Source organism: Malacoplasma muris (assembly GCF_046774425.1).
GTDB classification, from domain to species: Bacteria; Bacillota_I; Bacilli_A; order Mycoplasmatales; family Mycoplasmoidaceae; genus Malacoplasma; species Malacoplasma muris.
This window is the reverse complement of sequence record NZ_CP177248.1, coordinates 437361-462989: the sequence shown is the minus strand read 5'-3', so window position 1 is coordinate 462989 and position 25629 is coordinate 437361. Positions and strand designations below refer to the sequence as shown.

21 protein-coding genes are annotated in these 25629 nt (G+C 23.9%); 3 read left to right on the top strand and 18 right to left on the bottom strand.

What is annotated here, in order from left to right:
* Window positions 1–39: 39 nt before the first annotated feature.
* A complete protein-coding gene (locus tag ACLFO7_RS01825; protein ID WP_412032650.1) occupies window positions 40–2742 on the bottom strand; it encodes a lectin like domain-containing protein in 2703 nt (900 codons plus the stop codon).
* A gap of 149 nt (window positions 2743–2891) precedes the next feature.
* Here ACLFO7_RS01825 and ACLFO7_RS01820 point away from each other — a divergent pair, with 149 nt between their 5' ends.
* Together ACLFO7_RS01820 and ACLFO7_RS01815 are read left to right on the top strand one after the other, a co-directional pair.
* Window positions 2892–3260: a DUF779 domain-containing protein gene (locus tag ACLFO7_RS01820; protein ID WP_412032704.1), complete on the top strand. Its 369-nt coding sequence runs from the start codon at window positions 2892–2894 to the stop codon at window positions 3258–3260.
* 11 nt (window positions 3261–3271) lie between these two features.
* Entirely contained in the window at window positions 3272–3868 is a 597-nt protein-coding gene (locus ACLFO7_RS01815) for a DapH/DapD/GlmU-related protein (RefSeq protein ID WP_412032649.1), read from the top strand.
* Between the two features lie 67 nt (window positions 3869–3935).
* On the opposite strand, the gene ACLFO7_RS01810 is transcribed toward ACLFO7_RS01815, so the two are convergent.
* The 5 genes from ACLFO7_RS01810 to ACLFO7_RS01790 all read right to left on the bottom strand — a co-directional run bounded on the left by ACLFO7_RS01810 (window position 3936) and on the right by ACLFO7_RS01790 (window position 10251).
* Entirely contained in the window at window positions 3936–5849 is a 1914-nt protein-coding gene (locus ACLFO7_RS01810; protein ID WP_412032648.1) for a hypothetical protein, read from the bottom strand.
* 120 nt (window positions 5850–5969) lie between these two features.
* The gene (locus ACLFO7_RS01805; protein WP_412032647.1) at window positions 5970–6284 is read right to left on the bottom strand and encodes a hypothetical protein; all 315 of its coding nucleotides are present in this window, start codon (window positions 6282–6284) and stop codon (window positions 5970–5972) included.
* Window positions 6259–7620, bottom strand: a complete 1362-nt coding sequence (locus ACLFO7_RS01800; protein ID WP_412032646.1) for a leucyl aminopeptidase — start codon at window positions 7618–7620, stop codon at window positions 6259–6261. Before ACLFO7_RS01800 ends, ACLFO7_RS01805 begins: the two co-directional genes overlap by 26 nt.
* A 116-nt stretch (window positions 7621–7736) precedes the next feature.
* A complete protein-coding gene (galU, locus tag ACLFO7_RS01795; RefSeq protein WP_412032645.1) occupies window positions 7737–8609 on the bottom strand; it encodes a UTP--glucose-1-phosphate uridylyltransferase GalU in 873 nt (290 codons plus the stop codon).
* The gene (locus tag ACLFO7_RS01790) at window positions 8599–10251 is read right to left on the bottom strand and encodes a glycosyltransferase (RefSeq protein WP_412032644.1); all 1653 of its coding nucleotides are present in this window, start codon (window positions 10249–10251) and stop codon (window positions 8599–8601) included. Before ACLFO7_RS01790 ends, galU begins: the two co-directional genes overlap by 11 nt.
* A 367-nt stretch (window positions 10252–10618) precedes the next feature.
* On the opposite strand from ACLFO7_RS01790, the gene ACLFO7_RS01785 reads away from it, so the two are divergent.
* Window positions 10619–11842: an aminopeptidase gene (locus ACLFO7_RS01785; protein WP_412032643.1), complete on the top strand. Its 1224-nt coding sequence runs from the start codon at window positions 10619–10621 to the stop codon at window positions 11840–11842.
* Window positions 11843–11952: 110 nt separating this feature from the next.
* On the opposite strand, the gene ACLFO7_RS01780 is transcribed toward ACLFO7_RS01785, so the two are convergent.
* The 12 genes from ACLFO7_RS01780 to ACLFO7_RS01725 all read right to left on the bottom strand — a co-directional run bounded on the left by ACLFO7_RS01780 (window position 11953) and on the right by ACLFO7_RS01725 (window position 25555).
* Window positions 11953–12927 (bottom strand): IS30 family transposase, encoded by a 975-nt coding sequence (locus ACLFO7_RS01780; RefSeq protein ID WP_412032642.1) that lies wholly within the window; start codon window positions 12925–12927, stop codon window positions 11953–11955.
* Window positions 12928–13075: 148 nt separating this feature from the next.
* Window positions 13076–13678, bottom strand: coding sequence for a hypothetical protein (locus tag ACLFO7_RS01775; protein ID WP_412032641.1), 603 nt, complete (start codon window positions 13676–13678; stop codon window positions 13076–13078).
* A 16-nt stretch (window positions 13679–13694) separates the two neighbouring features.
* Window positions 13695–15224, bottom strand: coding sequence for a catalase (locus ACLFO7_RS01770; protein ID WP_412032640.1), 1530 nt, complete (start codon window positions 15222–15224; stop codon window positions 13695–13697).
* Window positions 15225–15422: 198 nt separating this feature from the next.
* Window positions 15423–17033 (bottom strand): CotH kinase family protein, encoded by a 1611-nt coding sequence (locus ACLFO7_RS01765; RefSeq protein ID WP_412032639.1) that lies wholly within the window; start codon window positions 17031–17033, stop codon window positions 15423–15425.
* Between the two features lie 164 nt (window positions 17034–17197).
* Entirely contained in the window at window positions 17198–17326 is a 129-nt protein-coding gene (locus tag ACLFO7_RS01760; RefSeq protein ID WP_412032638.1) for a hypothetical protein, read from the bottom strand.
* A gap of 2 nt (window positions 17327–17328) precedes the next feature.
* Complete coding sequence (locus ACLFO7_RS01755; protein WP_412032637.1) at window positions 17329–19608, bottom strand: hypothetical protein; 2280 nt, start codon at window positions 19606–19608, stop codon at window positions 17329–17331.
* A gap of 150 nt (window positions 19609–19758) precedes the next feature.
* Window positions 19759–20430 (bottom strand): hypothetical protein, encoded by a 672-nt coding sequence (locus tag ACLFO7_RS01750; protein WP_412032636.1) that lies wholly within the window; start codon window positions 20428–20430, stop codon window positions 19759–19761.
* Window positions 20431–20536: 106 nt separating this feature from the next.
* Window positions 20537–21634, bottom strand: coding sequence for an adenylosuccinate synthetase (locus tag ACLFO7_RS01745; protein WP_412032635.1), 1098 nt, complete (start codon window positions 21632–21634; stop codon window positions 20537–20539).
* Between the two features lie 114 nt (window positions 21635–21748).
* The gene (locus tag ACLFO7_RS01740; RefSeq protein ID WP_412032634.1) at window positions 21749–23191 is read right to left on the bottom strand and encodes an Rnase Y domain-containing protein; all 1443 of its coding nucleotides are present in this window, start codon (window positions 23189–23191) and stop codon (window positions 21749–21751) included.
* A gap of 106 nt (window positions 23192–23297) precedes the next feature.
* Window positions 23298–23669: a hypothetical protein gene (locus ACLFO7_RS01735; protein WP_412032633.1), complete on the bottom strand. Its 372-nt coding sequence runs from the start codon at window positions 23667–23669 to the stop codon at window positions 23298–23300.
* Between the two features lie 85 nt (window positions 23670–23754).
* Window positions 23755–25011, bottom strand: coding sequence for a hypothetical protein (locus ACLFO7_RS01730; RefSeq protein WP_412032632.1), 1257 nt, complete (start codon window positions 25009–25011; stop codon window positions 23755–23757).
* A gap of 13 nt (window positions 25012–25024) precedes the next feature.
* Window positions 25025–25555 carry a hypothetical protein gene (locus tag ACLFO7_RS01725; RefSeq protein ID WP_412032631.1) on the bottom strand — a complete coding sequence of 177 codons (531 nt, stop codon included), beginning with the start codon at window positions 25553–25555 and terminating at the stop codon, window positions 25025–25027.
* Window positions 25556–25629 lie beyond the last annotated feature (74 nt).

Sequence of the window (25629 nt, the reverse complement as noted above, 5' to 3'; positions counted from 1 at the left end):
TAATAATCAATTATTGATTATTAATATCTTTAATTTAAATTATTTACCCAATTTATTTTTTTTAGATAATTTTTTTCAAATCACAAAACTACTAACACTTATAATAGAAATAGCTATAATAATAGAAGCACTGATAATAATTATTTCTAATGATGATAATTTATTATTGGTTTTATTTTGTGAACTAGAGTTTTCATCATTTTGGTTGTTATTTATAAAACCATTATTATCAACTTTAACTGACAAAACATTTTTTGAAACAATCTCATTATAATTACTTGTTCCTTCTACATAAGCTTGAATATAATAAATTCCTTCTTCTTGTGGACATTTATCATAAATAACACCATTTGAAAATGTTTTATCTTTTGAATATCTAAATTTAACTTGACCAAATTTAGATTCACCAATTGGATTATTATTTTGATCAAATTCAAATTTTGTAATTTCATTTTCTGCTTTTTCAATTGTGAAATTAATAGTTTTTTGACCTGTATAATTACCAATACCATTAATTGTAATTGTAGCTACACCTGGGTTAACATTATTTTCATAAGTTAATTTATAGTCTTGATTTGCTACTAAAGTGTTATTTTCAAAACTTACAGAAATATTTGGTTCAATTGAATTTCCTGAATAATAATATTTAGTATTTGAATCAATAGTTATTGTTGAATTAACACTAATATCTTTTTGAACAGTAGTTGGGGGATTTGGTGGATCAACTGGTTTAATTCCTCCAGAACCATCTGTAGAAACAGAAATAGAAACTGGTATTTGCGTTCTAAGAAAATAATCTTTATCATTTCCAATATATTCAATGTAATTATCATCTGGAGTATCCAAACTTATTTCTTTATCTGGAAATGTTCATTTTCAATTGCCGTTTAATTTCAATTGAGAATAATTTGTAGTGCCAGAATTGATAGAAATGTCTACTTTTCTAGTAGTTTCATTATATACACCATTACCTAATAAATCTGGAATTGGAGATGGAGTTATTATATAATCTTTACTTAAAATTCCCTTATACTTTCCTTTACCCTCAACTGTTAACACACCATTTGACATAGGTATATTTTCTTTAAAAATAAACTCTGTGCCTTTTGCACCCATTTCATGAGTTATAGATTTAATAGAATAATCTACATCTTTTGTTAACTTTGTTTTATCCATATAAATATCAAAATTTAATTCATTACTAAAATCTTGTGAATATTCATATTCATGTTTATTAAATTTTATTTGCCCATATGATAAATCCAAAGCATTGTTTGCATCATAATTTTTTATATCTTCATTAATTGTCATAGCTTTAATCATTGCTACATTTTTTCCACAATTTATAGCATTAATTCAATTTCCAGAAGCATCTTTATAAAAAGTCATATCATTATATGAATTTGGTTCATATGTACTTTTAACAACTTTAGTTCCTTCACCTTTTAAAATTTTAACTACAACACTAAAATTTTGATTTGGTTCTAATTCTATTGGAGTAGGTAAATTTAAAGCATAGTATCCAGGATATTCATATTTTGCAATTTGTCTACTCACTAATTCGCCATTTGTTGGGATATTATCAGTTGAATTAGGAAGACCAAATTTAATACCTTGTAAATTTTTATATATATCAACTTCTACTTCAACATTGTTTCCTGAAATTTCAAAACCTATTTGTTTTAATATTTCTTTTTTATTATAAGATGTTTTTAAAGAAGGAAATATTGCAGCATATTCATTACTATTAGCATTTACTAAATTAGTATTTGAAATCATTTTACTATCATAAAAATAATTATTATTATATTCATCATTTTTATTAGCTTTACTAGAAAGGTCAATAGCAAAAACATTTTTCAAATATGAATCATATGATGCATAATAACAGCCATTGTTATGTGCTGAATCACCTCAACTGTTTTGAACTATTCAAGCACCATCTCTAGTTACTGTTGAAGAAGCAAATCTTTCTTTTGGAATGCTGTCATCTCATCCAATTATAATTGATGCATGATTTATTGTTCCTTTAGATAAAGATATATATTTAGTGTTTGTATTTAATTTGTGTACATTATATGAGAAAACAACAGAACCATATTTTTGTATTAACTCTTTTATGCTATCAATTTCATTACTATTAACAGAAAGTTGTTTATCAAAATGCACAGCAACAGGATTAAAAATATTTTCTAAACCACCTTTAGATAAATACTTATTATAAACAGGACCAACCCATTGAGAAAGTTTTGTGCTTAATCTTTCTGGAAAAATTCCAGTAAGATTTACTTTTACATCATTATTAATATCATTATAAGTTAAATTTAATTTATCATATTCGCTTGTTCTGTTAGCATATGTAAATCAAAGATGTTTTGGATTAATTGAATAATCAAGATTTGTTGCAACATTTTGAGCATCAATATTATTTTTAATAAGATTTCATTCCATAGCACTTGACATAGAATATGCACCACATAAAGGACTATTACCTTGATGTTTAACTTTAGCTTTGTATGGTAAACTTTCTCTTGGGTCAAGTTTTGATGGTAAAGTTTGATTTATAGAAAAATCTTCTTTTATAACTTCTCCATTAAATGTTTGTTCACTAAAATTCAAACTATTATTAAAATTAAATTTTGAATCATAATTAAAATTAGAGCAAAATATAAAAGATGTTGTAACTAAAGGTGTTATTGTTAATAATGAATAAAAAATATTTTTTTGAAACATCTTTCTCATAATTAAAATCTCATTTCTACAATTGTTTCATTTAATTATAATTAAAAAAAAAAAAAAAAAACAATGCAACAATTGTTTAAATACATTTATGAATAAAGCCAAAAAAAAATAATAATAATTTTAAGTTCACAATTAAATAATAGTAAAATTTATTAGGTGGTATTTTATTATCATATAATGAGGTATTTGTAAAAGAGAAATTTATCATTACAAAAAATGCTATAGATTTAATAAGCAAACTTGAAAAAGAAAATGGAAAGATAATTATATATCAAGGTTCTGGATGTTGTGATGGTAGTATTCCATTATTTTTAAGTAAAAATGATTTTAAATTAGGAACAAATGATATATCAATAGCAAAATCAAATGATATAGAATTCTATGCTCACAGTTCACAAAATGAATATTATTCTCATTTGCAATTAATATTAGACATAACAAATGGAAATGGAAGTGAGTATTCATTAGAATTTGGAACTGGAAAAAGATTTATATTAAATAGAAAACCATTAAATTAACAGAGGAATATATGAATAAAAATATAAATGAGATAATTAATACTAAAGATGTTCAAGAATTAAAAGAACATTTAAATAAACAATTGCCAGTTGATATAAACACTCATTTTAGTGAGCTCATAAATAAACTTGCAATTAGAGCAAGATATTATGAAAATAAAATGAGCACATGTATTAGTGATGATGAAATTAATAATTTATTAAATGAACTAACTTCAAATAGTATTGCAAAAACAGTGAGAGTGTTCCCGCCAATCTATTTTGATTGTGCTATTAATATATCAATAGGAGAAAATACATTTATTAATCATTGCTGTCATTTTCAAGACCATGGAGGAATAACAATTGGTAGAAATTGCTATATAGGTCCAAGATGTAATTTTGAAACACTAAATCATAGTTTTGATCCAACAAAAAGAGGAACTATTATCCCAAAACCAATTATCATAAAAGATAATGTATGAATTGGAGCTAATGTTACTATATTACAAGGTGTAACAATTGAAGAAAATTCAATAATAGCAGCTGGAGCTGTTGTTACAAAAAATGTACCTAGTAATTCAGTATATGCTGGAGTACCAGCAAAACTATTAAAAAAAATAAATTAATATTAATATAAAAAATTCATAGTTATTAAATTACTATGAATTTTTTATTAGAAATTTATGCAAATATTTATTGCTTTATTTTTTTCTTTTTTAAAATAATAATTGCAGTTGCAACAGCAATAGAAACAGCAATCAAAGTAGTTACAACAATTATAATTATGTGAGTATTTGATGTTTGAGAAGAATTATTAGAATTGGTAGAATCATTATTTATATTGCCATATTTTTTTACATATTCATCTGTTGATATGATGTTGTTATCCAAATTTGGAAAAGCATTTAATTCAACAAATGGATCATATATATTTTTAATTTTGGATATATTTATTTGTAATTGTTGATTTAAATCAGTAGGTGGTTGTGTTGTTCTTTCTACAATATCAAATGTCATTGGTATTGGTCAATCACCAACACCAACAGATTTATTAATATTATCAATACTCATACCATAAGTTGTTGATAGATAAAAAGCTGTTGTTTGAATTGTAGTTGTAGTATACTGTATTCCAACTAATTTTGTTTGTGGATTTTCATTATTATTAGATGTACTACTAAAAAATGGCTGATATTCAATATTTGTAGATTTTGCATTACTTTGCATTTTATGATCTCAAGATAAAAATAATTCTCAAGGAAATACATCCATATATATTGGATCAACATAATCTTTAAACATGTATTTTGTTAAATTTTGTTGATATTCTCTTGTAAGAGATGGATGATGTTTTATAAAATAGTTATATTCACTTTGTGGAAATTTTTTAGTATAAATTTCAACAATTTTATTTATTTCATCTTCTTTTTCTTTATATTTATATCTATCTTCAGATATTAATGAATCACCCATTCAAATAATATTCTTTTTCTTTGGATCATATTTTTCTATATTTTTTCATACAAAATCAGAAATGGATTTATTATTTTGCATATTAAAAAATGTTTCAAAATCTAATATAAATTTATCATGTTTTGTTTTATCATTTGCAAAAAACTTATTAGCCATTGATACATAATCATAATCAATAGTATGTGCAAAATACATTTTCATACCTTGAGGATATTTATAATATGGTGAATTAGTATAACTTTTTGTATGAAATATTGTAAACATTTTTTCATATTGAATATAGTCAAAAAGAGTGTGAGATTTAAATGTATTATAATGAGAATTATCAACATCTGTTTGAAATAATTTAAACTGATTTTCTATTTCAGTATCAGTAAGTTGGATATAATTTGGCTGATTTAATCTTTCTATCATCAATCTAGCCAAATTTAAGGTTTGTCAATTACCATCTGTAACAACATTTATTTTATTTATATGCTTAAACAATTTATAAAAACTTGATGGTTCTGTTGGTGCTATCCCTTCTCTTCATAATCACTCTAAAACAATATCTGAAACTCAAAGATCAAATTTTACATTCTCACCATGTTTATCAGTATAATATTTTAAAAAATTATCTATTTGATAACTAGTGGGTCCAAAAATATAATCATCATCTTTATTTCCAGTTGGTTCATTAGAACCCCCCCCCCCTGCAATTCTTGATCATAAGGCAAAATTATAATCACTTGCTTGTCCATTACTACTTGGACCATAATTAGATATATAATAATCAAAATTATATTTTTTTGGGTCATAAATTTGAGCATCTAAAAATCAAACAATTTCATCACTTCCTGTTCTTTTTTGATTAGACTGCAACATATAATTTATAGTAACTAAAAACTCTTGAAAAACAGCTGTAGCAGTGTTTGAAAAAAATACTTTTACATTTGTATTATTAGATGAATCTTTTATTGTTTGTTCTCAAACATTAGTATTATTTAATGTATCATTAGTTTCATTATTAATACTTTTTTGATTGCTATTAATTAAATTATTAGCATTCATAAAAGTTGAAGATTGTGTAGAAACTATCACTGGAATTGTGAATACACTTATTAAAAAAGTTGTTGTTAATTTATTTATTTTCATATTCGTCCTATAAAATAAAACCAATAACATTATATTATTATAAAATCCATACAATATTAAATAAATTTGATTATTAGAATAAAAAATACAATACACAAAATATGTATTGTATTAAAATGCTTATTTCATTTTGTTTTCAACAAAACTATCAATTGAATTAGTTATTGCTGGTTGATTATTATTTTCTTGTGATTTTTTTGCTTCAATAATAGCAAAAGCAGCACCAATAATAGAACCAACCATTATTAAAAAGACAAAAACTATAACTATTATTTTTTTTATAAAAACATTTTTATCAACTTTTGTTTTTCCATTAAAATAACTTTCTTTATTGAATTTAATAAGTTTTGAGAAAGGGTTATTAGATGATACATTTTTTTTATTCTTAGAATCTATAACATTAGAATCATTAGTTGAAGTTTTGATTTTTTGCATAATTATATAATGTTCTTACCATTGTACCATGTCCAATATGCTTTACATCTGCTGTAATTGCAATATCTAGGTGAATGTATGGTAAATCATTAGTAAATTCTTTCAAGAAACATGCAGCACGAGAACTACCAGCACGTGGATCACTAACTGAGTTTGCAATATCTGCAATATTTGATTCTAAAGGTTTTAAAAAGTCTTCATGAAGTGGTAATCTTCACACATATTCACCAGATTTATATGCTATTTCTTCAAAAGTTTTTCATTGGCAAGTACATGTACTTCATACACCTGTATAAGTATCTCCTAAAGCATATAACATAGCACCAGTTAATGTTGCAACATCAACAAGCTTTGTAACTTTTAAATTTCTTGCCGCAAATGACAGTCCATCAGCTAACACTAATCTTCCTTCAGCATCTGTATTATCTATTTCAACAGTTTTACCACTGTGAGATATGATAACATCATCTGGTCTTACAGAAGTTGGACTAACTAAATTTTCTGTTAAACAAACAACAGCAACTACATTTGTTTTAACATTATTTTTTGCTAATGCATAAAGAGTAGAAACAACTGTTGCTGCTCCTGACATATCAAACTTCATTCATCTCATATGATTTGCAGTTTTTATATTCATTCCACCAGCATCAAATGTTATACCTTTACCAACATAACCATAATATTCATCAGATTCTGGATTGTTTTTGTATTCAATATACATAAATCTTGGTTCACGAATACTACCTGCATTAACAGCTAATAATAAATTCATTTTTTCTTGTTTAATTCTTGCCTTATCAAACTCAACAATATTAACTTTATCTTTAACATCACTAAACAATTCTTTTACACGTTTAGTAAATTCAGTTGGATATAAAAAATTACTTGGCATATCTTGTAATGTTCTACAAAAATGTTGTGCTTCTTTGATTACAACAACCTCATTAAATAAATCAATATGATCTTCATTAATTAAATAATTTATATCATAAACTGGTTCTTTTTTTGTTTTTAAGCTAAAAGTTGGTTTTTCATAAAATGAAATTGATGATACTACAGTCAAAATCATATCAAATGTTTGACCTGCTTCTTTAATAAAACTTACAAAACTATCAAGACAAACATTTAAATTTTTCTTTGAAGTTTCTGAAAATCTTTTTAAATAATCAGCAATTCTTGGAAAATCTAATCTTTTAGAATTTCTATCTAAAACAAAGTAGATTTCCTTTCCACATTTTGAAGTTTTAGTTTCATATAATTTTTTGTCTGCAACACATTCTTCTGACTTGTCTACAGCTTTTAATAATACATAATCTGTTGTTTTATTAAGATTCATATATTCTCCTATGATTTTATTTCTTTTTAACAATAAATTAATTATAAATCCTATCAAAGAGATTTAGTTAATAAAAAACAAATTGTATTAAACATTTTAAAATATAGTCAATATAATTAAATATCATTGATAGATTTTAAATATTCTTTTAACTCATGCTTTATTTCATCATGATCCATTCCAAAGTCAATAACAGCTTTAATAAATCCCAATTTAGATCCTATATCATATCTTTTGCCTTCTATATTTTTAGAATATACTTTTTGTTTAGATAATAATGAATTAATAGCAGGAGTTAATTGTATTTCTCCTGTACTATCTACATTTACTTTACTAATTTCATCAAAAATTTCAGGATTAAATACATATCTACCTATAATTGCATAATTTGATGGTTTATCTTTAATTGATGGTTTTTCAATAACAGAGCTAACTTCAAAAACAGAATTTAAAATATTCTTTTTAATTCCTATTATTCCATATTTATTTACATCAGAATCATTTACATATTGAACTCCTAATACACTACTTTTAGTCCGATTATAAATATCAATACATTGTTTTAAAGTTGGGTTATGATCATTAATCAAAATATCATCTCCTAATAAAATAGCAAATGGTTCATTATTAACAAAATTTTTACCCATCATTATAGCATCACCTAAACCTAATGGCTTTTTTTGAATGATAAATTGAACATTAGCAATATCTGCTATTTCTTTAATCTTATAAATATCTTTAAATTTACTTTTGTTCTTTAAATTTTCTTCTAGTTGGAAACTGTAGTCAAAGTAATTTAAAATTGAACTCTTAGATGAAGAAATAATTATTAATATATCTTCAATTCCAGACTTTACAGCATCTTCTACTATAAATTGAATTGTAGGTTTATCTATTATTGGTAACATTTCTTTAGGAACAGATTTTGTTATAGGCAAAAATCTTGTTCCTAATCCAGCAGCTGGTATTATAGCCTTTCTAACTTTCATATTTTTTCTCTTTTCTTATTATTTTATAAATTTTTTTATTGCTCATAAGAATCAATAAAGGTGATGAAATCATTGGTAGTATCACAAGAAATAGTCAAATAAAATTAATATTTTTAATGTTAGGAATATAAATATATGTAAAAATGAAAAATATAATTAAAGCAACAGCAAAAATCAATTCTAGTCAACTATATTTAATAGCATCCTTTAACGAATACTTTTTAGAGTTTTTAGGAGTAACAATAAATTTTGCTTTTTTTCCAAAAATTGAAAATATAACAGTAGCACATGATGTTATCAACAAAGAAGGAAATAAAAAATAGTTAAAGATTATCACTCTAATAAATAATCATCATCTTTTTTTGTCTATTAATATAAAGTACAAAATTTGATTTAAAAAGGGAACTATCATAAAAATTACAATAAATACAATTCATATAGGAAAAAAATCATAGGAAAAATTTAAAGGATACAATATTGTAAAGTTTAATGTTATGACAAAAAAGGACATTACAGAAAAAGAAACAGATGTGATGTTCATCCACAAATCCAATTTTTTTCAAAATGGTTGTGGAAGTTTAATTATTTTTTTTCACTTTTTCTTAAATAATTCACAATTTCCTTGGGTTCACTTTATGCTTCTTTTTTTGAATGATAAATAATCTATTGGGAATTTTTCATCACATATTATATTTTTTGCGAATGCAATTTCATATCCTATATAAAGTGCATCTATTAAAAACCCTATATCTTCTGATACTATTTCAGGAAACCCTCCAACATCTTCATAACATTCTTTTGATATTATTGCTCCATGTCCATATAAAGTAGGTATACCAAAAATTTCTCTCATTGTTAATGAAGTAGAAGCACCAGAAAAAACACCTATTGCTCCTGATTTTTCAAAACTATTTGTATATCTATTTGATGTATGATTTGCTTGAACTATTCCTATATTTTTATTGCCTTTAAAATACATTAATGATTTACTAATAAAATCTTTTGGAATGATTTCATCAGAATCTAATAAAACAAAATAATCATAATTTTTATAATTTTTTAAAAAATTATTTATATTTCCAGCTTTAAATCCTTTATTATTATTTCTTCTTATTAAATAAACACCAGATTCAAATTTTTTAACAAAATTATTGATTTTTTCAATATAACTTTTATCATTTGAATCATCAAGTATGTATACACTATAGTTTTCATATTCCTGATTCATAGAGCATAATAAAGAATTTTCATCAAAATCATTTCTTGTTGTATACAGAAGCAAAACTTTAGGAATATCTGCTTTCTTAGAAATTATTTTATTGGTTTTATATATCTCATTTATATAATCATTTTTTGGCAATATTTGTTTTTTTGCATATGATATATAATACATAACAACAAAACAAAAATTCTTAAATCCATCACAATATAATAGAGATAAAAATAAAAAATTTAAAATCATTATTATTTTTACAATAACTGGTGACAATGATAAATCAGCTTTGTAAAATTGCCTTACAAGAAAAAAGTAAGAACACAAAGCAATTATTACAATTCAACAAATTGTTAAAAATACATAAAAAACAATGTACTTTATATCATTATATTTTTTTCTTGAACTAAAAAAATGGTTATTTTTCATTTTAAATAACCTCTTTTTTCAAAACAATATTTCTGTTTTTATTGATATAAAAACATATAAATAACAATAAAGTTAATATTAAATTAATATGTCTATATATATATATATATATATATTATTAAAGACTAAACTGTTATATATATATATATATATTGTTTAGTAAAATTTGATTTTTTAATTCTTTAGTAATCATAATATTATTTACGCTCACTATCATAAAACAATATAACTTATTCTACAATAAAAATAGCAAATAATATTAAATTGTTATAAGACAATTAGTGATTTGTAAAATGATTTCTTATCTATAAAACCATATTGTTTATATTAAAATACTTTATATGTATAATAAGGAGAACATATAGATATGAAAGAACTATATAAAAAATATGCAGAGTTAATCATAAAAGTTGGAATTAACTTACAACCAAATCAAGATGTAATTATTTATGCATCTACAAATAGTCCAAAATTTGTTAATCAGGTAACAAAAACAGCATATGAAAATGGTGCTAGAAAAGTATCAGTGGAATGAAACAATGAAGAGCAGTCTAGATTAAACTATTTAAATATGGACGTTGAAGACTTAAAAGAATTTCCTGAATGACAAATAAAAAAGTGAGAATATAATGTAGAAAAATTACCATGTTTAATACATATTATTGATGAATCACCAGATTTTTTAGAAGGAATTGATATTAAAAAACTATCAGAAATGCAAATGAGTATTTATCCAAAAATTAAACCATTTATAGACCAAAGAGATGGAAAATATCAATGAACAATTGTTGGTATTCCTTCAATTAAATGAGCTAAAAAAATATTTCCTAATTTAGATGATAAAGAAGCATTTAAAGAATTATGAAAATTAATCATTAAAGTAACAAGATTAAATCATAGAGACCCAATTGCTCATTGACAAGAACATGTTAAAAACTTGCACAACAAAAGAGATATATTAAATAATTATAATTTTGATTATCTTGAATATAAATCAAGTAATGGAACTGATTTGAAACTAGAACTACAAAAAGATCATGTTTGATTAAGCGGATCAAAACCTACTATGAGTGGAATAAATTATGTTCCTAATATGCCTACAGAAGAAATATTTACAATGCCTGCAAAATACGGAGCAAATGGAATAGTATATTCAACAAAACCTTTAAGTTATAAGGGAAATCTAATTGAGGACTTTTCAATTGAATTTGTGAATGGAAAAGCAACTACAGTAAAAGCAGCAAAAGGGCAAGAAGCACTTGAATCTATGATTAACACAGATGCTGGATCATGTTATTTGGGTGAAGTTGCATTAGTACCATATGATTCGCCAATAAATAAAACAAATGTATTATTCTATAACACTTTATATGATGAAAATGCAAGTTGTCATTTAGCACTTGGAATGGCTTATAAATCAACAATTAAAAATTATCAAAATATGACAAAAGAGGATTTTGAAAAAGTAAATTATAATGATTCTGCAAACCATGTAGACTTCATGATTGGTAGTAGTGATCTTGAAATAATTGGTACAACTTTTGATAATCAAAAAATAACTATATTCAAAAATGGTAATTGAGAAATATAAAAAAAATAACACTTTTAAAAGTGTTATTTTTCCCTGAATGAAATATGAAGTGCAACATCATAATAGCACAACTTATAACTCATAGCCAATAAAATGGTTATGAGTTTTTATTACCTTTCTATATAATGTTTATTTATTTCATAACTTGATTTAAAACCAAACATTTTTCTTGGCATGAAGTTTATCCTATTTTGTAGTCTAACTACATCATCATCTGTTAATAAATCAAAGTCTGTTCCTTTTTTATAAAATCTTCTAATAATACCATTAGCATTTTCATTGCTTCCTCTTTGAAATGAAGCATATGGTTCACAATAATAAATTTTGCAATTTAATCAATAGGCAAGGATTCCTATTTTATTAAACTCAATTCCGTTATCTATTGTGATTGTTTTTACTTTTAAATTATTTTGTTCAACTAATTTTTTAATTGTTGAATTTATTGTAAAAGAATTTTTATTTTTGACTTTAATAATATATGTCATTCTTGTAACTCTTTCTACTAGAGTTAGCAAATTACTATATCCAGCTTTTCTTTTTCCAATAATTAAATCTGCTTCAAAATGTCCATACTCTTCTCTTTTTTCTATTTTAGAAGGTCTAGCTCAAAAAGGAAATACATATTTTTCATCAAATTTAGAAAACATACCTTTATGTCTTTTTCTTCCTTTTACATATCCTTTTCTAAGTCTATCTGATCTTTTTAATTTTCATCTATTGGAATTTATTCAATTAAAAACCTGTCTAGAACTTGGTGTTTTTACACAAGGATAATTTTTTTTAATATAATGACAAGTTGCTTCAACTCCATGATCTATTTTTCTAAATTTATCTAAAAATAGATCTGTAAAGCTTTTGTATCTATCAAGATAAAAAACATGAGAATTTCATTTTCTATTTAAATATTTTTTATGAGCATTATTAGAATTATATATTCCACAAGATTCATTTCTTTTTAATTCTCTTGATATTGTAGATCTATGTCTATTCAATTCTTTTGCAATTGAATTTAAAGATCTTCTTTCTTGGTAGAACATAAATTCAATTAATGCTCTTTCTTTTTCTGATAAATGGTTGTATAACATAGTGGGTGTCTCGTTGTTATGAAAAACTATAAGGGCACCTTTTTTCTTTTGTCTATTTTTGTAAACAAAAAAATGAAGTGCACATATATTTTACAATATGTGTTGCACTTCATATTTCAATCGAGCAAAAATAACACTTTTAAAAGTGTTATTTTTTTCTTATAATATTTGACTTTTTATTTCTTTTTCTAATTAAAACAACAGCAACAATAATAACTGCTATTAAAACAATAGCTATTGGAATAGTTATGTATAGTACTAAATTATAATTTGATGTCGAAGAAGAGTTTTCTTTATTAGCATAATTATTAGACTGAATAACAAGATTATTAAAATCAATATTATTTTTTTGTAACTCATTTAAAAAATAATTTTGTTCTTCTTTAGATCAATTTTTAAATTTTTCATTAATATCTAAAATTGTTTTGTAGTTATTTTCATTAATAGAACTAATACTCTTAATAGTATCAATTGACAGCATCATATCTTTATTATCTGTAGGTTTATTAGGAGTATCTGACTCTGTTGGTTTATCTGGTTCTGTTGGTGGATTTGGAACTATTGGTGGATTTGGATCTACAGGTGGTGTTGTACCACCATCATCATCTGCAACAATAACATTAAATTCTTTTGAAAATGAATGTGTTATTGTTTGATTTGTATCATAATAAATAAATGAATTTGTTATAGAAACTTCTAATGTATTATAGATTAAAAAAAAGAAATAATTACTATTTCTTTTTTCAATCAATATTATTTTTTAATTATTAAGCATTAACAGGTAATGTATTCTTAACCCTTTCTTCTTGAGACATGTTAGATAATTCAACAACTCTACTTAAATCTAAGCCAAGTTTATCACTTAACATAGTTCCATAAAGTTTACTTGCTTTATAACATAAAGAAGTTCAACGATATTGAATATTAATATCAGCATCTTTTAAAGTTGATGCAGTATTATGAATTAATCTTTCCTTTTTAGGATTATCTAAAACTTTATCAAAAAGTAATCCAGGTTGTACAAAATCATAATCTGTAACCGCTTGTGTAAATCTTCCTTTTTTACTATTGTTTAAAATAATTTCAGGAATTTTATTTGAATCATCTACAATTGCATGACCTTTAAGTGTAGATGGATAATAATTTGGAGCTCCATTGTAATTACCATTTACTGTCATACTTCCATCTCTTTGATTACTAAATGGGCATGTAGCCTTTGGACTATTAACAGGGATTTGTTGATAATTTGTTCCAAGTCTATATCTATGTGCATCCTCATAACTAAACAATCTTGCTTGTAACATTTTATCTGGAGATGAATTAATACCTGGAATAAATCTTGCAGGACTAAATGCTGCTTGTTCAACTTCTGCAAAATAATCAACAGGATTTCTATTAAGCACAATTTTTCCAATTTCATATAATGGATATTCATCATGAAATCAAACTTTTGTAACATCAAATGGATCATATTCAAATTTATCCACATCGTTTGGATGCATAATTTGAACATAAACTGTTCATGATGGAAATTCTTTTCTTTCAATTGATTCAAATAAATCTTGAGTAGCAAAATCAGGATTTTCACCAGCCATTCTAATAGAAGATTCAAGAACTCAGTTTTTAATTCCTTGATTTGATTTAATATGATACTTAACTCAATAGTAATTTTTTTCATCTGTATATCACATAAATGCATGACTACTAAAACCATGCATGTGTCTATATGTCATAGGAGTACCACGATCTGACATCAAAATTGTTACTTGGTGTAATGTTTCTGGTGTTAAAGATAGAAAATCTCAAAACATATTTGGATCTTTTAAATTAGTTTTTGGATCTCTTTTTTGAGTGTGAATAAAATCTGGAAACTTAATACCATCTCTTATAAAAAATATAGGAGTATTATTACCAACTAAATCATAATTACCATCTTCTGTATAAAATTTAATTGCAAATCCTCTTGGATCACGTGCTGAATCAGCTGATCCTTTTTCTCCTCCAACTGTACTAAATCTTATAAACAAATCTGTTTTTTTGCCAAGTTCTGTAAAAATTTTAGCCTTTGTAAATTTAGACATATTTTTTGTACATTCAAAATATCCATAAGCTCCAGCACCTTTTGCATGAACTACACGTTCAGGAATTCTTTCTCTAACAAAATGTGCTAACTTTTCTACAAGATATTTATCTTCTAAAAAAGTAAATGTTTTTCCTTTGCCTTCAAGTGTTATTGAAGACATATCATTTTCAAGTTTTAATCCAGCAGGATTAGTTAAAATATTTTTCTTAATCATTTTTTAATTACCTTTCTTTTCTATAAAAATGCTAAAATTTCAAAAAATAGTAGCATAGATTATTATATTAAAATTAAAAGATAAGTTGAAAAAATATTTTTTTATTTAATACTCTATAGCATTAATAATATAAAAAACATGAAATCAACATATATATTAAAACATATGTATAATTCATGTTTAATAAATAACAATAATCTATAGTCAAGCTTTATCAAGCACATCAAACCTTGTTTTTAATCATGTTTTTAAATAGTCTGCAGCCCCTGATTGAGTTTCAACATCAATTGTTCCACCTGGTTCATTATTGTATCTTAAAGTGCCTCAATTGCCATCTATGTTTGGATTCTTTTTGTCTTCTTCTGATAATTTATCATATTCTTTTACAATATTTTGACCAATGTTTCCTCATTTATCATAGTTTTGTTTATAATATTCAACATATTTTGTCATGTATTCATCTATAAGATTAAAAATTTTATCTTTACTTGAATCACTATTAAATTTTAATCATCTTTGTTTTATTTGATTTTGAATTTTTTCTAACTTATAAAGTAATACAACTCATGGATTATCTGAATTAACAGCATATAATTTATCAGCAAATATTTTTTTACCATAATCATTTCTGTTACCTAATGCATTGTCAAAATCTCAAGGAGCTGTAAAATGGAGTTTTTTGTCTCCATTTTGACTTAAATCAACATACATATAAAAACTAGAATTATCAACATCATAATCAAATACTATTTCTTGCAAAATAATCATTGCAACTGTAGAGTCAATATCAACCACATTTGAAACTGCAGTATAAGCATCTAATATTGTTTTTGATTCAACAATATTTGTTCTATCAGTATTAAATTCAAAATATTTTTTATTAATTAAAGCTTCATAACAAATTTTATAAATATTATCTAAATAATTTTGAATTGTATTTTTTTGATCTTGAGAATACACTTTACTTTTAATTGCATATTCGTCAACTTTAAAAGTTACTGTCTTCTTATTTACATCTGTGGCATTTATTGTTAATTCAGCTTTGTTATTATAATTCAATTGGAATTTTTCTAATTCTTTTTCAAAATTAGCATAAGTATCATATTCTACTAAATAACCAATATCTGTACTAGTATAATTTTCTTCTGGTTTATTGATGTTTACACGACCTTTAGAAACTTCATTTTGTTCGCAAAGTAAATATATTCCTCAATATTGATCATTAATATATAATTCAACATTCATAAAATCGCTTGAGTATTCACCAATTGGTTTATATAATAAATGCCCTAAATAAAAACCAACATTGTTTCTTAACATTGAACAATCCAATCAATCAGCAAGTAGCACTCAATCTTTTGAAGCATAATTACTATTTAATCCAAACATTGTTTGTTTTTCATTAAATTTAATTCTAAAAGGTTTTTTGTCATAAAGTGTTGTTGTATTACCTCGAACTTTAACTTGTGCATCTAAATTTGCAATTACTTTATTATTATTTTCATCTTCTAAAGTAATAGTAGATTGTTGATATTCAAATGATGGTTTGGAAAATGTATTATAATTTTCTCCTACAAAAATATCTTTTCTCTCAGTAGCAAAACTAGAATCACCATTTTTTGTATTAATTTTAATTTTTGATAATTTATCAGATATAACTGGTGGTTTTATATTTTCTGAATTATTATTATTTCCATTATTATTGTTATTATTAGTTTGATCGTTATAAGCACAATTTGTTAATAAAATTGTAGATGGTAGTAAAAGTGGAATAGATAATAACCATTGTATTTTTTTGTTTTGCTTCATATTACAATCCTTTATTCTAAAATTAAACAATTAGTGCAAATACTATATTTAATTTGTTAATGAATAATAGCACACTTTTTTTACTGTTGCAAATGTAGGTAAATAAAAAAATTCTTCCTATTAATTTTTACTATTAATAAGAAGAATTTTATATTAATGAGATTTTATTTTTTATTTTTAAGTAATTCTAACTCTTTATATATTTGTGCTTTTCTATCTAAATAATGTTTATTTATTTCAATAGTATTAGCATATTTTTTATTTCTAATTATTCTATTATCACTACATCGCATAATTATAAATTCTTAAGAGCTTCCATCTTTTCTCTAAGATTTTTTCTTTCAGCTTCAATTCTAGCAATGTTTTCTTTGATCTTCTTTTCATATTCTTCAATTCTTCTTGTCATAGAATCTTCTAATTCAGCAGAATTGAATCTTGTAGTTGGTCTGCTTGGTTGTACTAATGAATCATCTACATATCTGTTTTCAATATTACCATTAGCAATTTCTTCATATGGTTTTTCTGTAGGTAAATTATAGTTTACTGGAGAAACATAAGTTGTATTATCTTCATAACTTACTGGTTCAACTTGAGTTGGAACAATTGAAGGAGTTCTTTCAAAAGCATCACCAATAGTTAAGTAGCTATTTCCATGGTTAAATACATCAACAACATCTGTTGATAATGAAGAATCAAGATTATTATCTTTATACATTCTTAAATCTTTGATATCTACATATAAGTTAAAGATTTCAGTTTCGCTATTTCCTTTAGATAAAACATAATTTCTAATGTTTTCAACTAATCTTTTATATAAAGACGATAATTTTGTTTTTCAATTTAATTCAGCATCATCAAGATATTTTTCTTTGCTGTCTACAAACATGTTATCTGGAGTTTCAACTAAATCACTTTCAATTACAATTCCATTATTTCTAAATACTTCATTCATTTTATAAATCATGAATGCAAATACATTATCTTTTCTTGCAACTTTACTTGGGTTAGTTAAAATTCTATGAATATCAACTAAGTTAAGAGAAGGAGAAATTGTTGGGATACATCCTTTAATAAAGTTACTTAACTCAATAAAGTAAGAGAACACAATTTTCTTATTGTAAATACTACTATAGTTAATAAATTGTTCAACTTGAGAAACAAATTTTTCCTTTGATGTTTTATTAACTCAAATTGAAAGAGTATTTAAGAAATTTTTGTTTACAACAATTTTATTAGATTTAATTACAAATAATTCAGCAAGGTAAATATAGAATAATGAGTTATTAAATTCTAATTTAATATCTAATTGTAAAATTAAATCAAATAAAGATTCAGCACGGTTAGCTGTTTGTCTTACAAAATCACTTTGTCCAACAGAAAATGCATCAAGATTATTTACAGATAAATATAGCAAATCATTTAATTTTAAATTGTAGTTATTTAGAACTAACATTCTTCAAATAAAATCATAAATTGATTTTAAGGCATGAACATTTAATTCATAATCATTTTGGAATTCATTATAGTCTTCATAACTAATTTGTTCTTCATTATCTTCATTATAGTAAGATTCTGGAATTAAAATATCATTATTTTCTATATCACTATTTGCTGTTGATAAACTAATATCATTAAATCTTTTAACATCTTCATCATAAGGTGAACTTAATTGATCTGATGTCATTGTTTCAGCTTCAAATACTTCATTAGTTGATTCAAGTGCTGTTCATTTATCATCTGCTTGTTGTACATCTGGTTGAGCTTCAACTTCAACATGAGTTTGAACAAAATTATCATCAGTATCAATTACTGGAATTGCATTTCAATCAACTTCTTCTTCTTTATTTTCTTCTTCAATTAGTTGATCTTGAACTTCTTCTTGTTCAGCATAAACTTCTTCAGCTGGTAGAATATCTTCAACTACTTCTTCAACTTGTTCTTCATAAACAGGTTCTTGAATTTCTTCTTCTACTTGTTCATTAGCTTCAGTTTGAACAACAAATTCATCATAATTTGTTTCTTGATCATTTTGTCATTCTTCTTCATTGAATTGAATTGGTTCTTCTTGAACATTTTCTTCTACTATATATTCTTCAGCAACTTGTTCAATATCTTCTTGTCCTTCAGGAACATATTCTTCAGCAACAACTTCTTCTGCTTGATCTACAGGTTCAACATATTCATCTTGTGTACTAACTTCTTGTGCATCCAAAGTAGATGGTGAATCCATGTTTGGATTAATAGCTTCTTCATTTTTCATGAATGTGTTGTAAACAAAGAAAAATACATTATCAAATTTTTTGAAAATTTTCTTAATAGATTTATATATAGGTTTTACATCAGGAATATTTTCAATTCTTTGATCATTAGTACCAAAATCTTCTTTAACACAAATTAAATAAATTTTTTCAGGATCAATTGCATTTTCTTTTATAAATTGTTGAAGTTCTTCGTCGCTTGCTACATCATATAATGATTTGTTAAGATCTAGAATTTCTGAATTACTAGTATTTAAATTGTAATCTTCTAGAACCAATTTATTGTCTTGAGAGACAATTAATTTTTTATATTTCATATATAAAATACCTCATTAGCACTATACTAATAATTATAAAGATAAATAAAATCATTTTCAATATGACAAATACATAATTATACATTTATTATTGAATTTTTATAAAAATATTTTAATTTTATAAAAAAAATAAAAAATAATAATTTTCTATTATTTTTTATTTTTTGCCTTGTTTTTAGTAGTTTTTTTTGAACTATTACTATTTTTATTTAATTTTGAAGTAGTCTTATTTACTTGTTTTTTATCTTCTTGTAAATTTGTATTTTTAACATCTACTTTATTATTGTTTTCTAAAATTTCAGATTTTAATTCATCTTTGTATATAGAATCAAGCTTTTCTTGCTCCATTTTTTCTTTTTGCAGTCTTGTTGTGTTAGTATTAACAAACTCTTGTATTTCATTAAACTGCTTATCACTTTCTTGTTTATAATTAATTATTCAATCGATTTGTTTTAATAAAGAAATTGATCCAGAAAATGGAGAACTATAGCACTTTGTAACATAATTAATTAATAAACTATAATTTGGATCATTATTTTTTTGCAAATACTTTTTTGACATAGTAGGAAAACAAATTTGTCCAAATAATGCACACAATATTCCAAGAGCAAACATTACTGACAATATAATTATTCCAGCAATTGTTAATGAAGTGGTTTTAGTCTCATTTTCACCACTAGTATTCATACCAACCCCTGGAATAATTGCAAGGATTAATCCAATAATAGCAAAAACAACTCCAATTGTTCAAAAAGCAATTGTTAAATAAGCATTTCTTTTAACAATTTTATATCTATTTATTAGTTGAATTTTATCTTCCATAAAATCAATCCTATAGAGAAACATTAATAAATAATAGCATAATGAATAAAAAATAAATTAATAATATTAAAAAGTCTATAACCAAATTATAGTTATAGACTCTATTTTATAAACGAATTTCTAAATAATTTAATAAAACTACTATTTCATTAACAGATGTTAATTTCTTAATTTCAGATATTAGATACAGTAGTTCACAAGGAACATCACTTGGCTCTTGAATATCAAGAATTTCTTTTTGCCATCCATCAAATTTTGAATATAAAGGAACAACAGAATCACATTCATCTATGTCTTGTGGAGACTTTGTTCTATTTCCATTAAATCCATATTCACTACAAACTTTAATTTCTTCTAAATTATTATACAATTCTAATCCATTTACATACAATGTATCAATGTTCATTTTTTTAATTTTATATTTTAAATCAACAACATCTATTCATCCAACACTACTTTCAGCTGGAAAATTAACTTGATGTTTTTCAAAAGGAGTCATTTGAGCAACTGTATTTTCAGTAATATCTAAAGCACTTGCAATACCAATCTTTGATGATTCAATATTAATTAAATCTTCATAAACTAAATTATCAACTACATTACAAACAATGTCATATTCTTTAGAGTTTTGTTCAATAAATATACTTGTTGAAGTAACTAAATTAGCTTCAACTTCTTTATAAAAATTAACTAATTTATTAAACTCTTCTACTAAATCAAATTTAAATACTTTAAAACTTTCTAAACTTAATTTTTTTAAAAATAAAGAACTATCTAAACATTTTAGTAGGTATGATGGGCAATCAAAAAACTTTAATTTGATGACAATTCTAGTGAATGCTTCAGATTTAATAATATCATCAACAGATAAAAGATTTGTAATTTCAAGTTCTTTTAAAATATCATAGTAGTCATTATGAAATCATGTTTTTAAATAAACTTCTTTTGAGATAAAAAGATTTTTAAAAAGATGAGGATTTTCTATTAATGATTTTTTAATTAATAATATTTTTTCACAATCAATAATACTATGGTCAGAAATAAGTATTTTACGATTATTTTTTAATAATCTTAAAATTTCTTTAACTTCAATATTATCAAAATCTCTTATTATAAATAGTGTTTCAGAATTATTAGAATTATCTATTTTAAATTCTTTAAAATTCTCACTATTCAACTTATATACAATACTCTTTACACCCATAGAATACCACTCAATAAGACATAATATATTAAAATTATACAAAAATTAAAAAACACATTCAACATATAAATTGAAATTTATTGTATAAAATGTCAATTTATGTATTAAAATGTGTTATTTGATAAGTCTTGCAGCACTTCCATCAGATTTTATTTCTATTCTTTTTTCTCTAATTAATACAACATCAATTGGTTGTTTATTTATTATAGGTGTATCTTCTAATTTATTTTTTATTTCTTGTGCCAATATAATTGCTTGATCATCATCTATAATTTTGGGATCAATTATTACTCTTACTTGCTTACCTGCTTTAAGAGCATATGAAGTTTTTACACCTTCAAAAGAATTACAAATAGTTTCTATTTCTGTAACTCTTTGAATATATTCTTCAAATGATATTATTCTTGCTCCAGGTCTTGATGCTGATATTCTATCTACAACTTTAACTATTGCAGAATATATATTATCAATAGGAACTTTTTCATGATGTGATTCAATTGCATTAATAATATAATCATCAAGATTGTATTTTCTTGCAAGTTTTACACCAGATTCTACATGGTCGTTATCAATATCAAAATCTACACTTTTTCCAATATCATGAAAAAATGCTGCTCTTTTTGCTTTCTCTGTATCTACTCCAATTTCTCTTGCAATACTTACAGCAAGCATTGCACACTCTTTAGAGTGTAACAAAATATTTTGACCATATGAAGTTCTAAAATATAATTTGCCAACATAATTATATAATTCTTTATTAATGTCATACATTTGTAACTGATTTTCAACAACATTAAAACCAATGTCATTAATTTTATTTTCAATTATCAATGATTCTTGTTCAAAATATTTTTCAATTCTGCTTGGTTCAATATGCTTATTTTCAATTAATTTGACTAAAACATTTTTTGCTATCTCTCTTCTAATAGGGTTAAAACATGAAATTGTAATTTCAGGGTCTTTTTCTATAATTAATTCAGTTCCTGTAACTAATTCAAAAGCTTTTTTGTTTCTTCCATCTTTTCCTATTATTCTTCCTTTAACAGCATCATCTTCTAATTTAATAGTGAATGATGTTTTAGGAACAACAAAATCTTCATTTAGAGATTCAAAACAGTTAATTAACATATTTTGAACTCTTAAACTAATTTCTTCTTTTGTTATTTCATTATAATGATTTATTAGCTGTGACTTTTCTTTTTTTAAAGTTAATTCTAAATTATTTAATAATAACATTTTTGCTTGATCAGGATTCATTTTAGATATATCAGCAAGTTTGTCTATTTGTTTTGAATAAATTAAATTCAATTCATTTTGCATGTTTTCATATTTACTAATTGTTTGTTTTAATTTTTCTTGTAAAACATTATTATCATTTGAATTTGTATGGTAATTAATTGGATTATTATTCATTATTGCTTTATTATGAATTGATTCATTGTTTTTGTTTTTTCTAATTTTTTTAACATATTTAACTATAAGTGAAATTCCAAGAACAATAAGTAATAGACAAATAACTCCAATTAATATTGGTATTAAAAGTTCTTCATCTCACATATTAATGCCTTTATTAATTAATTTATTATTTATTAAATGATTTATATAACTACTAGTAATTATATACTTTATTTATTAAAATCAACATAAAAAATTCATAATCATTTTAGTGATTATGAATTGAAATATTATTAGTGTAAAAAATATTAGATAAAACTAATTCGCTAGGATTGTAAATACTATAATTTTTAATATTAATGGTTCCATTAGGATTAAAAATATCTTTATTTACAATATTTCTATCTAAATCTCTTAGATAAAGAATTTCTAATGGTTCTAGTGTTGTTCTATCTTTTTTAGCTTTATCTAAATCTTGTTTATTGTCATAAACTATTACTTCAGTTGCTCCCATATTAATATCATTAACACTAGAAACATATTCTTTATAAGTAATTTGTTTTAATTGATTAAAATCATCTCTTAAAAGAATAATGTCTTCTGGTTTTGATATTAAATTTGTTTTTGCATTATTTTTCAATTCAAGTTCACTGTTGTAAACATTGAAAAATGTTTCTAAGTCATATTTAATTGTGTTATCTTGGGGTGTGTATTTAAGTAGAGGTTTATATAAACTTAATAGTTAAATTAGGATCTTTATTTTTAACAGCTGGGTCATCTTTAAATTTTGCAGGTAGCATTATTTTTATGCTTCATAAAGTGTTTTCTCTTTCTGACTTAAATGCATCTGCTTCAATTAATTCAAGATTTGGAAATTGTAAAGAGAAAGGATTACTTTCAAAATATTCAAAACAACTAGAATAATAATATAATCAATTATTTGGTATTTCTTTAATGTTATTATATGTGTATCTATTAAAACATTTTCTATTAAGACTTGTGTTAATGTGGGTTCCTGTTCTTATTGTATTTGCCATACTAATATAACTATCTCTAAAACCACTTTGTATAATTTGTTGTTCTTCATTAAAACCATAATTTGGTATTTCAAAATTATTTAATTTATATTGAGGCATATACATTTCTAAATATTCAGTTTCACTATCTTCATGTTCTATAAATACACCTGTATTAGTTTCATTATTATCTGTTCCATCTGGTTTTCCTCTATAATTAACATGACAAATAGGTGCATTCATTTCATAAAAAGATTGTAAAAAATTGTTAGAATCACTTGCTATATAAAAACGATAGAAAAAATCTTTGATTTCATTTCATTTGTTATTATCATAATAGTCAACTGAATATGCGAAATAATCCTCAAATATATAAAGATTATTATAGTACAAACTTGGTAATTTTTCTTTTCAATAAGGTATTAAATTATATGTAAATCCTCCAACAGAGTTACCGCTTCAATAATCATAAAAATTATAACTCTTATTAACACTTACATCATATGCATATGGCATTGTGCCAAATGATAAAATAGTTCTTACTTTTTGATTAATACTTGGATCTTCAAAAGTATTAATTGAATTTACTTTTGGATTATAAAATCTTGGCATAGATAAAGTCATGTTTGTTCAACTACTAAAATCTCTATCTTCTCTAACACCAGCTCCAAGTATTACATGTTCAACAAAATATGTTGCACCATTATGCTCATATTTGTTATCTATAAAAAATGAATGACAATCTCCAGTTCCAGTAATATCAACAATAACATTTACAACTCCATTATTTTGACTATCTGGTCTTTTTGTTTCATAAAAATAAAGAGTGTAATGGTGCCCACCATCTGGATCTTGTTTAATAAAATAGATTGGTTCTCTAACTTCTTTTGAACATGAAGTTAAAACAGTTGGTAATGCAATTGATAATAAAGGTAAACTAAATAATAATTTATTTAATAATTTCATAATATATTCCTTTTTAATAATTAATAATTTCTGAATTATTTTTGATGTAATCTGCTAGAAATGCAAATGCATCATTGTATTGATAAAAATAATAAGAATTATTTTTAATTTCTAATTTATATAAATTGTAGATTTGGTTTTTAATTGGCGTATCTTCATTTTCATAGAAAACCAAATCTAATGCACTTTTAACTGCATATGTATATGCAATATTAGATAAAACTAATTCACTAGGATTGTAAATACTATAATTTTTAATATTAATGGTTCCATTAGGATTAAAAATATCTTTATTTACAATATTTCCATCTAAATCTCTTAGATAAATAATTTCTAATGGTTCTAGTGTTGTTCTATCTTTTTTAGCTTTATCTAAATCTTGTTTATTGTCATAAACAATAACTTCAGTTGCTCCCATATTAATATCATTAACACTAGACACATATTCTTTATAAGTGATTTGTTTTAATTGATTAAAATCATCTCTCAAAAGAATAATGTCTTCTGGTTTTGATATTAAATTTGTTTTGACATTATTTTTCAATTCAAGTTCACTATTATAGACATTGAAATATGTTTAATGTCATATTTAATTGTGTTATCTTGGGATGTGTATTT